At 75.8% G+C, this 14032-nt stretch carries 1 protein-coding gene (cut by a window edge); it reads right to left on the bottom strand.

The annotated features are described in order from the left end of the window. Positions 1 to 14032 carry the 5' portion of an amino acid adenylation domain-containing protein gene (locus tag ACSP97_RS32380; RefSeq protein ID WP_440555549.1) on the bottom strand. It extends 182 nt beyond the left edge of the window, so the window shows 14032 of its 14214 coding nt (coding positions 1-14032); its start codon is at positions 14030 to 14032; its stop codon lies off the left edge, out of view.

The raw sequence follows: 14032 nt of genomic DNA, 5'->3' as shown, positions 1-14032 counted from the left end.
GCTCCTCGAAGAGGCCTCCGGGCCAGGTCCAGGTCACGCTCAGCTCCGGTCCGCCGGGCCGGTCGTGGGTGACCGCGTTGACCTCCAGGCAGTGCGCGAACGGCAGCCGGGGGTCGGTCGGGGCGATCCGGACGTCCTCGGGTGCGGCACCCCAGTCGGCGGGGTCGCCGGTTCCGGCGCGGACGCGGCCCAGGTAGTTGAAGCCGATCTGCGGCTGCGCCCCGGCGGCGAGGATGCCCGAGGTGGCGGGGTTGAGGTGGCGCAGCAGGCCGTAGCCGAGGCCCTTGCCGGGGATCGCGCGCAGCTGGTCCTGGACGCGGCGCAGCGCGGTGCCGGCGGCCGGTGCGCCGTCGCGGATCTCGTGCCACTTGACGCCCGGGTCCAGGCGCAGCGGGTGCATGGCGGTGAACCAGCCGACCGTGCGGGAGAGTTCGGCGTCGCCGCCGTCGCCGCGGCCGTGGCCCTCCAGGTTCAGCAGGACCGGTCCGCCGCCGCCCGCGCCGTGCCCGCGGGTGCGCCGCCACTCGGTGACGGCGAGCGCGAACGCGGTGAGCAGGATCTCGTCGGGTCCGGCGCCGGTGGCGGCGGGCACGGTGGTCAGCAGTTCGTCCGTGCGCCCGGCCGGCAGGGTGGCCGTGTGCCGCCGGACGGTGGCCCGGGTGTCCACGGCGGGGTCGAGCGGGCGGGTGCCGAGCGGCGCGTCGGCCTCGGCGGTCATCCGTTCCCACAGCGGGAGTTCGGCCTCGGCGGCGGTGACCGCCTGGACGGCCAGTCGGTCGGCCCAGGTGCGGAAGGAGGTGCGGACCGGTTCGAGGGTGACCGGGCGGCCCGCCTCGGCGGCGGCCCAGCCGTTCATCAGGTCGGGCACCAGGATCCGCCAGGACACACCGTCGACCACGAGGTGGTGCGCGAGGATCAGCAGCCGGCCCGGGCGGTCGGCGCCCGCGTCGCACCACACCACGCGGAGCATCGCCCCGTCGTCCGGGGCCAGTTCGCGCCGGGCCGTCTCGGCCTGCGCGGTCAGCAACCGCGCGAGGGCGCCGTCCGGTACGTCGGCGATGTCGACCCGGCGCACGGCGTCGGCGGCGACGGCCTTGCCGGCCGGCGGGACGTGCAGCCGCCACGCGCCGGGGCCGGTCCGGTCGAGGCGCGCCCGGAGCATGTCGTGGCCGTCGAGGACCGCCTGCACGGCGGTGAGCAGCGCCGCCTCGCCCAGGCCCGGCGGGGTGCGCAGGGCGACGGACTGGTTGAAGCCCTCGACGGGGCCGCCGAGCCCGCGCAGCCACTCCATGATCGGGGTGGCCGTGACGGTGCCGGTGCCGTCGTCCGGGGCGGTGTCGCCGTCCGTGTCGGCGGCGCTCGCCACGACGGCGAGGGCCTCGACGGTCTGGCACTGGAAGACGTCGCGCGGGGTCAGTTTCAGACCCGCCTGGCGGGCCCGGCTGACCAGCTGGATGGAGACGATGCTGTCGCCGCCCATGGCGAAGAAGTTGTCGTCGATGGCCACGTCGGCCATCCCGAGCAGCTCGGCGAAGAGCGCGCAGAGCAGCTGTTCCCGCTCGTTGCGCGGGGCGCGGCCGCCGCCGCCCGCGTAGTCGGGCGCGGGCAGCGCCCGGCGGTCCAGCTTCCCGGTCCCGGTCAGCGGCAGCGCGTCGAGCGGGACGAAGGCGGCGGGGACCATGTAGTCCGGCAGGCGCTGCGCGACGTGGGCGCGCAGCGCCTCGGGGTCGGCCTCGGCGCCGGGCACGGGCACGACGTAGGCGACCAGGCGGCGGTCCCCCGGCCGGTCCTCGCGTACCACGACCACGGTCTGGGCGGTGTCCGGGTGGGCCGCGACCGCGGACTCCACCTCGCCCAGCTCGATCCGGAAGCCGCGCACCTTCACCTGGGTGTCGGCGCGCCCGGCGAACTCCAGTGTGCCGTCCGCGCGCCACCGGGCCCGGTCGCCGGTGCGGTACATCCGGGAGGCCGCGGGTCCGAAGGGGTCGGCGACGAAGCGTTCCGCGGTCGTCGCGGGCCGACCGTGGTAGCCGCGGGCCAGGCCCTCGCCCGCGATGTACAGCTCGCCGGTGACCCCGTCCGGGACCGGTCGCAGGCGCTCGTCCAGGACGTAGACGCGGGTGTTGTCCATCGGGCGGCCGATCGGGAAGGAGTTGCGGGCGACGTCGCCCGCGCCGATGGCGTGGTGGACCGCGCACAGCGTCGTCTCGGTGGGGCCGTAGCTGTTGGTCAGCCGCAGGCCGGGGGCCTGCTCCAGGACCTTGCGGACCGCGGCCGCCGAGGTGGTGTCGCCGCCGACGTAGACGTCCCGCAGCTCGCGGAACGCCTCCGGGTGGTTCTCGGCGAGCAGCCGGAAGACGCCCTCGCTGAACAGGCCGACGGTGACCCGGTGCCGGGTCATGGTGGCGGCCAGGGCGGCGATGTCGGTGGCGTCGGCGGTCGAGGCGACGATCCGCGCGCCGCCGAGCAGCGGGCCCCACAGCTCGTACGTCGAGGCGTCGAAGGAGGGCGGTGAGTGCATCAGCACCCGGTCGTCCGGGCCGTGTCCCCAGTAGCCGTCGCGGACCAGGCCGGCGACGCCGCGGTGGGTGACCGCGACCCCCTTGGGCTCGCCCGTGGACCCGGAGGTGTACATGATGTACGCCAGCTGGTCGGGGTGCGGGAGCGTCCAGGTGCGGTCCGGCCGCTCGGCGGGCGCGGTCCGCTCCCCGTCCACGAGGACGACGGCGGCCGGTCCCTGCGGCACCCGCTCGGCGGTGGTGCGGTCGGCGAGGACGACGACCGTGCCGGTGTCCTCCAGGACGCGCCGCGTCCGGGCCTCGGGGCTGCGGGCGTCCAGCGGCACGTAGACGGCCCCGGCCTTGGCGACGGCGAGGGTCGCCGTCACGTGGTGGGCGCGGTCGGCGAGCAGCAGGGCCACCCGGTCCTCGGGGCGTACGCCCCGGTCGAGCAGGGCCAGCGCGAGCCGGTCGGAGCGCTCGTCCAGCTCGGCGTAGGTCAGCTCCACCGCGCCGCTCACCAGGGCGACTGCGTCGGGGGTGCGGGCCGCCCGGCGCCGGAACAGCTCGGGCAGCGAGGCCTCCGGGCGCGCCACGGCGGTGTCGTTGCGGGTCACCAGGAGTTCGTCCAGTTCCGCGCCGGACAGCACGGGGAGCAGGCTGATCGGGAGGTCCGCGTCGGTCGCGGCGGCCGTCAGCAGGCGTTCCAGGCGGGCCGCGACGGCCTCGGCGGTGGACCGGTCGAACAGGTCGACGGCGTACTCCAGTTGCCCGAGGATCCCGTCGGCCGCGCCGGCCTCGGTGTGCCGCTCCCACAGGCTGACGGAGAGGTCGAACTTGGCGACGGGGGCGTCCGCGCCCTCGGCGCTCGCCCGCAGTCCGGGCAGCTCGATGGCGGGGCGGTCGGTGTTGTGCAGGATGAGCATGACCTGGAAGAGCGGGTGCCGGGCGAGCGAGCGCACCGGGTTCAGCTCCTCCACCAGCCTTTCGAAGGGCAGCTCCTGGTGGGTGTAGGCGGCCAGGTCCGTTTCCCGTACCCGGGCGAGCAGTTCGCGGAAGGTGGGGTCGCCCGAGGTGTCGGTGCGCAGCACCAGGGTGTTGACGAAGAACCCGACGAGGTCGTCCAGGGCGGCGTCGGTGCGGCCCGCGACGGGGGTGCCGATCGGAACGTCGGTGCCGGCGCCGAGCCGGGTCAGCAGTGCGGCGAGTCCGGCCTGCAGCACCATGAAGACGCTGACGCCGTTGGCCCTGGCCAGCGCGGCGAGACCGGCGTGCGCCCGCGCGCTCAGCTCCAGCGGCACATGGTCGCCGCGGTAGGTGGCCACCTCGGGCCGCGGCCGGTCGACGGGCAGGTCCAGTTCCTCGGGCAGCCCGTCCAGGGCCGTCTTCCAGTGGTCGAGCTGCTCGGTCAGCAGGCTGTCCGGGTCGTTCTCGTCGCCCATGACCGTGCGCTGCCACAGCGTGTAGTCGGCGTACTGGACGGGCAGCGGCCGCCGGTTCGGCGCGGTGCCGCCGCGGCGGGCCGCGTACGCCTCGGACAGGTCGCGCAGCAGGGGGCCGAGCGACCAGCCGTCGGCGGCGATGTGGTGCATCACCAGGACCAGGACGGCCTCGCCGGTGGTGCCGGCCGGGGTGAGCAGCCGGGCCCGCAGCGGGGGCTGGCAGGTCAGGTCGAAGCCGCGGAGCACGGTCTCGCTGACGGCGGCCTCCAGCGCGTCGGCGGCGACCTCGCTCTCCTCCAGGGACGGAGCGCCCTCGACCGGGCCGAGGACGTGCTGGCCGGCCACGCCGCCGGTCTCGGGGAAGACCGTGCGCAGGCTCTCGTGGCGGTCCGCGACGTCGCGCAGCGCGGCGCGCAGCGCGGCCCGGTCGAGATCGCCGGTCAGGCGCAGCACGAGCGGGATGTTGTAGGTGGCGTTGGGGCCTTCGAGCCGGTTGAGGAACCACAGCCGGGTCTGGGCGTAGGACAGCGGGACGCGTTCGCCGCGCTCGGCCGGGACCAGGGCGGGGCGGTCGTCGCCGGCGGTGGTGAGCCGGGCGGCGACACCGGCGACCGTCGGGGCGTCGAAGAGCGCCTTGACGCCCACCCGGGCGCCGAGGGTGCCGGCGATCCGGCTGAGCAGGCGCATGGCGAGCAGCGAGTGGCCGCCCAGTGCGAAGAAGTCGTCGTCCACGCCCACGCGTTCGACGCCGAGCACATCGGCGAACAGTCCGCAGAGGATCTCCTCCTCCGGGGTGCGGGCGGCGCGGGCCGGCGCGGCGTTCGCGGGGGTGTGCGGGGCGGGCAGGGCGGCGCGGTCGACCTTGCCGTTGGCCGTGAGCGGAAGTTCGTCCAGGACGACCACGGCGGCGGGGGTCAGGTACTCCGGCAGCGTCCGCGCCACATGGGCGCGCACCTCGTCGGCCGTGACGCTCTCGCCGGGGGCGGGGACGACGTAGGCCGTGAGCCGTTTGTCGTCGCGCCGGTCCTCGCGGACCAGGGCCAGCGCCCGGCGCACGCCCGGCGCGGTCAGCAGGGCGGCCTCCACCTCGCCGAGTTCGATCCGGAAGCCGCGCACCTTGACCTGGTGGTCGACGCGGCCCACGTACTCCAGGACCCCGGCGGGGTTCCAGCGAACGCGGTCACCGGTGCGGTACATCCGGGTGCCGGGCGGCCCGTAGGGGTCGGCCACGAACCGCTCGGCGGTTTTGGCGGGCCGGCCGAGGTAGCCGCGGGCGAGGCCGGTGCCGGCGAGGTACAGCTCGCCCACGACGCCGTCGGGCACCGGCTGGAGGGCCGCGTCCAGGACGTACACCCGGGTGTTCCACATGGGGCGGCCGAGCGGGACGGGTCCGGCCGCCGGTGCGGTGCCGGCCTCGATCCGGTGGTCGAGGACGCCGACGGTGGCCTCGGTGGGGCCGTAGTGGTTCACCACGGTGGCCCGCGGGTGCCGGGCGCGCCAGGCGGTGAGCTGTTCGGCGTGCAGGGCCTCGCCGCCGGTCATCAGCTCGGCGTCCGGCGCGCAGGCGTCGGGCAGGGTGTCCAGGAGGGGCAGGTGGCTGGGGGTGACCTTGAGGAAGGTCAGTCCGCCGGGCACGTCGAGGTGTTCGTCCAGGTCGGCGACGTACAGGCAGCCGCCGGCCAGCAGGGTGCCGTAGAGGGTGGTCAGGCCCAGGTCGAAGGAGAGCGGCGAGTGCAGCAGGGTGCGTCCGGCGAGGCCGGGGTACTCGGCGGCGCAGCGCACCACGTAGTCCACGAGGGCGCGTTGGTCCACGACGACGCCCTTGGGGGTGCCGGTGGAGCCGGAGGTGTAGACGACATAGGCGGCGTCGCCCGGCCCGACGGGTGCGCCGCGGTCGGTGTCGCGGGGGTCGGTGTCCGGGAGGGCGGCCAGTTCGGCGGTCACCTCGGGGTCGTCGAGGACCAGCAGCGGGGCCGGCTGGTCGGCCAGGTGCGGGGCGTCGCGCAGGGTTTCGGCGGTGGTCAGCAGCAGTCCGGGGCGGGCGTCGGACAGGAGCTGGGCGACGCGTTCGCCGGGGTGCCCGGGGTCCAGCGGGAGGTAGGCCGCGCCGGACTTGCCGACGGCGAGCATCGCCTCGACGGCCGTCGCGGACCGGGGCAGGGCGAGCGCGATCAGGGTGGTGGGGTCGGCGCCGCGCGCCAGCAGCAGGTGGGCGAGCCGGTTGGCGCGGGCGTTGAGCTGCGCGTAGTCGAGCCGGACCGGGCCGTGGACGAGGGCCGGGGCGTGGGGGGTGCGGGCGGCCTGGGCCTCGAAGAGCTGGACGAGGGTGGCGTCGGGGGTGGCGTGCCCGGTGTCGTTGCGGGTGACCAGCAGGTCGTGGCGTTCGGTGCCGTCCAGCACGGCGAGGCGGCTGATCGGCCGGTCGGGGTGGGCGAGGGCGGATTCGAGGAGCCGGACGAACCGGGTGGCGAGGGCCTCCACGGTGGGGCGGTCGAACAGGTCGGCCGAGTAGCCGGCCGCCGCCTCGACACCCTGGGGCCGGCGCTGCTCGTCGTAGCGTTCGGCGACGCTGAACAGCAGGTCGAACTTGGCCATGTCCGGGTCGAGTCGGGCGACCTCGGCGCGCAGCCCGGGGAAGTCGAGCAGCGGGCGGTCCAGGTTCTGCAGGACCAGCTTGATCTGGAACAGCGGGTGGCGTCCCAGCGAGCGGCTCGGGTTGACCGCCTCCACCAGTCGTTCGAACGGCAGGTCCTGGTGGGCGAAGGCGGCGATGTCGGTGGCGCGGGTGCGCGCCAGGAGTTCGCCGAAGGTCGGGTCGCCGCCGGTGTCGGTGCGCAGCACGAGCGAGTTGACGAAGAACCCGACCAGGTCGTCCAGGGATTCGTCGGCGCGGCCCACCACGGAGCCGCCGATGGGGAGGTCGGTGCCGGCGCCGAGCCGGGTCAGCAGGGCCGCGAGGGCGGCGTGCAGCACCATGAAGGTGGTCGCGCCGTGGGCGCGGGCCAGGCGCAGCAGCGCGTCGTGGGTCTCGGGTCCGAGGGCGAAGGGGACGAGTCCGCCCCGGCCGCTGGGCAGCGCGGGCCGCGGCCGGTCCACGGGCAGCGCCAGCTCCTCGGGGAGGTCGGCCAAGGTCCGTTTCCAGTAGGCGATCTGACGTGCTATCAGGCTTTCGGGATCGGTCTCCTCGCCGAGCCGCTCGCGCTGCCACAGGGCGTGGTCGGCGTACTGCACCGGCAGCGGTGTCCAGTCGGGTGCCCGGCCGTCGAGGGCCGCGGCGTACGCCCGGCCGAGGTCGCGGGCCAGCGGCGCGGTGGACCAGCCGTCGCTCGCGATGTGGTGGACGACGACGACCAGGACGTGGGTCCGCGGGTCGAGCACCAGCAGCCGGGCGCGCAGCGGTGTCTGGCGGGTGAGGTCGAAGCCGCGCCCGGCCGCCTCGGCGATCAGCGCGTCCGGGTCCCGGTCGGCGGCGTCCACCACGTCCAGTGCGGGCCGGGCCGCGCCGGGCTCGCGGACGACCTGCCGGGGCACGCCGTCGGCCTCGGGGAACACGGTGCGCAGGATCTCGTGCCGCTCCGCCACCCGGGCGAGCGCCGTCTCGAGGGCGGGGATGTCGAGGGGGCCGGAGAGTCGCAGCACCAGCGGGATGTTGTAGGTGCCGTCGGCCGGGTCCATCCGGTTGAGGAACCACAGGCCGCGCTGGGCGTAGGACAGCGGCAGCACCTCGGGCCGCTTGCGGTGTGCCGTCAGGCCCCGGGCGGGCCCGGCGGCGGTGAGCCGGGCGGCCAGGCCCGCGACGGTGGGCGTCTCGAACAGGGCGGCCACGTCCAGGTCCACGACGAGGACGGCACGGACGCGGGCCACGACCCGGGTGGCCAGCAGGGAGTGGCCGCCCAGCATGAAGAAGTCGTCGTCGGCGCCGACCCGGTCGAGGCCCAGCAGCTCCGCGAAGATGCCGCAGAGCAGTTCCTCCTCGGGGGTGCGGGGCGGGCGGCTGTCCGTCGGCGCGAAGTCCGGCACGGGCAGGGCCTTGCGGTCGATCTTGCCGTTCGGGGTGAGCGGCAGCGCGGGCAGCGGCACCAGCACGGCGGGGACCAGGTGTTCGGGCAGTGCGGCGGCCAGCGCCTCGCGGACGCCGCGGACGTCGTCGGTGCCGACGAGGTAGCCGACGAGCTGGTGGTGTCCGCCGGGCCCGGGGACCACGGCGGCCACGGCGTCGCTCACTCCGTGCCGGGCGCGCAGGTGGGCCTCGACCTCGCCCAGCTCGATGCGCTGCCCGCGGATCTTCACCTGGGCGTCGCGGCGGCCGATGAACTCCAGCTGTCCGTCGGGGCGGTGGCGGACCCGGTCGCCGGTGCGGTACATGAGGCCGCCGTCGGCGGCGAACGGGTCGGGGACGAAGGCGGCCGCCGTGCGGCCGGGGTCGCCCAGGTAGCCGCGGCCGACGCCGGCGCCCGCCACGTACAGGTCGCCCGCGGTGCCGGGCGGGACCGGCGCGAGTTGGTCGCCGAGGACGTACAGCCGGGTGTTGCGGACGGCCCGGCCGATCGGGGCGGTGATCCGGTCCTCGTCCAGGTTGTCCGGGGTGATGACGGCGTGGGTGACGTCGTCGGAGCACTCGGTGGGGCCGTAGGCGTTCATCATGGCGATGCCGGGAAAGCGCGCGAACCAGCGCCGGCACAGTTCGGTGGGCAGTTCCTCGCCGGTGACGACCAGCCATCGCAGGGCGGGCGGCTCGGGCACCTCGGCGCCCTCGTCCCAGGTGTCCAGCGCCGCGCGCAGCAGGGACGGCACGACCTCCAGGACGCCGACCCGCTCGTCGGCGACCAGCCGGAACAGGCCCTGCGGGTCGGCGGCGAGGAGCTGTCCCACGGCGCGGACCCGGCCGCCGGTGAGCAGCGGGGCGACCATCTGCCACACCGAGACGTCGAAGGTCAGGGGGGCGTTCAGGACGACCGTGTCGGCGGCGGTCAGACCGAGGTCGGCGACCTTGGCGAGCAGGTGGTTGTTCATGCCGCGGTGGTGCACCATCGCGCCCTTGGGGCGGCCGGTGGAGCCGGAGGTGAAGATGACGTAGGCGAGCCGGGCCGCGTCCGGGGTGCGGGGCGCGGCGGGCGCGGTGGTGTCGTCGGGGTCGTGCACGGGCAGCGCCTCGGCGTGCGCGCCGCCCGCGGCGACGATCCGGTCCGCCGCCGCTTCCTGGCCGGGGCCGGCCAGCAGCCAGCCGGCCTGCGCGTCGGCGAGCAGGGCGGCCGAGCGCTCGACGGGGGCCCGAGTGTCCAGCGGGAGGTAGGCGGCGCCGGCCGCCTGGATGCCGAGGAAGCCGGTGACGGCGGCGGCGCCGCGCTCGGCGAGTACGGCGACCACCGCGTCCGGTCCGGCGCCGCGGGCGCGCAGCCGGGCCGCCAGCCGGTCGACGCGGGCCACGAGGTCCCGGTAGGTGAGGTCCCCGTGGTCGTCGGTGACGGCCACGGCGTCGGGGCGTTCGGCGGCGACCTCGCGGACGCGGGCCACGACGTCCGTCAGGGACTCGGGGGCGGCGGTGTCGTTCCACTCGACCAGCAGCCGGTGCGTCTCGTCGGCGGTGAGCAGCGGGGCGCTGCCGATCCGGGTGCCGGGGGCGTTCGCGGCGGTCTCGGCGAGCCGGGCGAAGCGGGCCAGGAACGTCTGCGCGGTGCCGCGCTCGAACAGGTCGGTGCGGTACTCCAGGGCGACGAGGATGCCGTTCTCGTCGCCGGCCGGGGTGCGGTGCTCGCGGATGTTGAAGGACAGGTCGAACTTGGCGGTCCCGGTGGGCACGTCGAGCAGGCCGAGGGTGAGACCGTCGGCGGCGGGCAGGGTGCGCTGCGAGCTGTCCATCGCGATCATGACCTGGAACAGCGGGTGCCGGGACGTCGAGCGGGCCGGGTTGAGCACCTCGACCAGCCGCTCGAAGGGCAGCTCCTGGTGGGCGTAGGCGCCGAGGTTGCCCGCACGGACGCGGGCGAGCAGTTCGCGGAAGGTGGGGTCGCCCGAGGTGTCGGTGCGCAGCACCAGGGTGTTGGTGAAGAAGCCGACGAGGTCGTCCAGGGCGTCGTCGGGGCGGCCGGTGACGGGGGTGCCGAGGGGGATGTCGGTGCCGGCGCCGAGCCGGGTCAGCAGGGCCGCCACGACGGCCTGGACGACCATGAAGGTGCTGGTGCCGCCGGCGCGGGCCAGCTCGCCGAGCCGGCGGTGCGTGGCCGCGTCGAGGTCCAGGGTGACCAGGTCCGCGGCGGCTGCCGAGTGTGCCGTGCGGGTGCGGTCGGCGGGCAGTTCCAGGTGGTCGGGCAGGCCGGCCAGCCGCTCGGTCCAGAAGGCGAGGTGGCGGGCGGCCGGGCTGTCCGGGTCGTTCTCGTCGCCCAGTGCAAGGCGCTGCCAGACGGCGTAGTCGGCGTACTGCACGGCGAGCGGAGGCAGTTGGGGCGCGCCCCCGGCGCGGCGGGCGTCGTAGGCGGCCGTGAGGTCGCGCAGCAGCGGGGCGAGCGATCCGGCGTCGGCGGCGATGTGGTGCAGCAGGAGCAGCAGGACGTGGCGCTCGGGAGCGAGGGCGAACAGGGTGGCGCGCAGCGGGGCTTGGGCGGCGAGGTCGAAGGGGCGGGCGATGGCGGCGGACAGCTCGCCGGGGAGGGCGGCGTCGGTCACCGCCCGCACGGGGGCCGGGACGGTACCGGCGGCGGGCAGCACGTGCTGGGTGGCCACGCCGTCGCGCTGGCGGTAGACGGTGCGCAGGATCTCGTGCCGTCCGGTGAGGTCGCCGAGGGCGGACTCCAGGGCGTGGTGGTCGAGTTCGCCGTCGAGGGTGAGGACGAGCGGGATGTGGTAGGCGGCGCTGGGCCCTTCGAGCTGGTCCAGGAACCACAGGCGCTGCTGGGCGTGGGAGAGTTCGAGGTCGCCGGTGCGCGGGACGGGGGCCGGCGCGGGCCGGCCGGTCGCGGGTGCGCCCAGGCGATCGGCGAGCCGGCGGACCGAGGGAGCGGCGAAGACGGTCTCCACGCCGCAGTCGACGCCGAGTTCGGCACTGATCCGCCGGGCCAGCCGGGCGGCCATCAGGGAGTGGCCGCCGAGCATGAAGAAGTCGTCGTCGGTGCCCACGTCCGCGAGGCCGAGCGCGTCCGCGAACAGTGCGCACAGCGCCTGCTCGCGCGGGGTGGCCGGGGCCCTGCGGGTGCGCGCCTGGGGGGCGCCGGGGTCGGGCAGCGCCCGGTGGTCGACCTTGCCGTTGGGCGTGAGCGGGATCGCGGCGAGGACGGTCAGGGTGGCGGGCACCAGGTAGCCGGGCAGCGCCTCGGTCAGGGCGTCGCGTACGGCGTCGAGGTCGAGGTCGTCGCCGGGCTCGGCGGGGACGACGTAGCCGGCCAGGGCGTACGCCCCGGTGGTGTCGCGGCGCACCGTCACCGCGGCCTGGCCGACGGCCGGCAGCCGCAGCAGGGCGGCCTCCGTCTCACCGGGCTCGACGCGGTAGCCGCGGATCTTGACCTGGTCGTCGGCGCGGCCGACGAACTCCAGGGTGCGGTCGGGCAGCCGGCGGACCAGGTCGCCGGTGCGGTACATGCGCTCGCCGGGCCGCCCGAAGGGGTTGGCGACGAACCGCTCGCCGGTCAGCGCGGCGCGGCCCAGATAGCCGCGGGCGAGGCTCGGCCCGGCGACGTACAGCTCGCCGGTGATGCCGGGCGGCACCGGCAGCAGGGCGCTGTCGAGCACGTAGACCCGGGTCTCGGCGAAGGGGTCGCCGATGGGGGGTGTGCGGGTGCCGTCGAGCGCCTCGCTCATCGTGGCGCACACCGTGGTCTCGGTGGGCCCGTAGCCGTTGACCAGGACCCGGCCGGGCGCCCAGCGGGCCACCAGTTCCTCGGAGCTGGCCTCGCCGGCCACCAGGACGGTCATGCCGGGCGGCAGGTCGCCCTCGGGGTTCAGCACGGCGAGCGAGGACGGCGGCAGGATGGCGTGGGTGATGCCGGCCTCGCGGGTGAACGCGGCCAGCGGGTCGCCGGGCAGCAGCCGCTCCCTCGGTGCCAGGACGAAGGTGGCGCCGGCGAGCAGGCCCATGCACAGTTCGGGCACCATCGCGTCGAAGCCCATCGACGCGAACTGCAGCACCCTGCTGCCCGGTCGCACGCCCAGGCGTGCGATGAACGTCTCGGCCAGGGCGGGGATGCCGGTGTGGGTGACGAGGACGCCCTTGGGGCGGCCCGTGGACCCGGAGGTGTAGATGACGTAGGCGGGGTGCCCGGCGGTCAGCGCGGTGGTGCGGTCCTCGTCGGCCGGGTCGGTGTCCGCGGCGGCGGCCAGTTCGTCCAGGGTGGCCGGGTCGTCCAGCGCGAGGGCGGTCGCGCCCGCCTCGCGGGCCGCGTCGGCGGTGGTGGCGTCGGTGAGCACGCACACGGGGTGCGCGTCGCCGAGGATGTACGCGATCCGGGCCGCGGGGTAGTCGGGGTCGACGGGCACGTAGGCGGCGCCCGCCTTGACCACGGCCAGCAGCGCGACGACGAACTCGGCCGAGCGGGGCAGCAGCAGGGCGACCCGGTCCTCGGGGCCGACGCCGCGGGCGATGAGGAGCCGGGCGAGCCGGTTGGCGCGCCGGTTCAGCTCGGCGTAGTCGAGGACCGTGTCCTCGTAGCGGACCGCGGGGGCGTCGGGCGTCCGGCGGACCTGCCGTTCGAAGAGGCCGGCCAGGGTGGGTGCGGGTCCGGCCGCCGCGGGGGCGGGCGGGGCGAGGACGTTCGCGAGTTCGTCCGCGCCGAGCAGGCCGAGCCTGCCGAGGGGGGTGCCGGGTTCGGCGAGCGCATCGGCCAGCCGGCCGATGAAGGCCACGTAGCGGTCCTGGTGGGCGGCGAGTTCGGCGGCGCCGTACAGCTCGGGGTGGATGTCGAAGTCGACCCGGACGGGGGTGCCGTTGCCGCGGTCGTAGACCGAGATGGCCAGGTCCTCGATGAGCCGCAGCGACATGTTGTGGGCGTCCGCCCGACTGCCCGCGAAGCGCAGGTCGTAGTCGAAGGGCACGACGTTGATCAGCGGCCCGAAGAACCGGCGGTGGTCGTTGGGCAGACCCAGGTCGCGGCGCAGGTCCTCGCCGCGGTAGCGCTGGTGGGCCGAGACGCCGCGCAGGGCGACGCGGGTGCGCTCCAGCAGCTCGGCGACGGTGGTGGCGTCGTCCACGGCCACGCGCAGCGGCACCACGTTGGCGGCCATGCCCGGGGCGCGGCGCGAGCGCGGGCCCGGCCGCGCGGTCACCGGCAGTCCGAGCACCACGTCGGTGCAGCCGGTCATGCGGTGCAGATAGGCGACGGTGGCGGCGATGACGATCCGTGAGCGCGCGGTGCCGGCCCGCTCCGCCGCCCGCACCAGCGCGTCCTGGACGTCCGCGGGAAGGTGCGCGCTGCGGCGCACGAAGTCCGCGGAGGGCACCAGGGGACGGGCCGACAGGGCGATCGGTTCCGGCTGGTCGGCGAACCGCCCCCGCCAGAAGGCGCGGTCGGCGGTGAACTCCTCGGAGGCGCGGTAGGCGGCGTCCTCGGCGAGCAGGGTGCGCACGGAGGCGAACGGGCCGGGCTCGGGCTCGGTACCGGCGACGAGCGCGGTGTAGAGGTCCGCGACCCGGCGCACCAGCAGGGCGGCGCCCACCCCGTCCAGCAGGATGTGGTGGTAGGCGTGGTACCAGAACCAGCGGTCCGGGGCGACGCGGAAGAGCGCGTAGGTGAACAGCTCGGTGCCGGTCAGGTCGATGCGCCGGCGCAGGTCCGCCCGCATCCACTCCTCGGCCGCGCGCCGCGGGTCGGACTCACCGGACACGTCCACGATCCGCAGCCGCCAGTCCGGTTCGGCGCCGATGCGCTGGCGCGGGCCGTCCTCGGTGTCCACGAAGGTGATGTGCAGGGCGTCTGCCTCGGCGGTCATCCGGCGCAGTGCCCGCTCGAACAGCGCGGGATCCACGGGGCCGTGGATCTCCAGGTACTCGGCCGCCCGGAAGATCGGGCTGTCGGGCTCGACGGCCTGTGCGAACCACACCCCTGCCTGTGCGCCCGTCAGCGGAAGCAGCTGCTCGCCCTCGGTAAAGGACAGAGACAGATCCAT

Source organism: Streptomyces sp. SCPE 10 (assembly GCF_051980735.1).
Taxonomy (GTDB): domain Bacteria; phylum Actinomycetota; class Actinomycetes; order Streptomycetales; family Streptomycetaceae; genus Streptomyces; species Streptomyces misionensis.
Note: the sequence above shows the minus strand (reverse complement) of the source record. Positions and strands in the feature narration are given on the sequence as shown.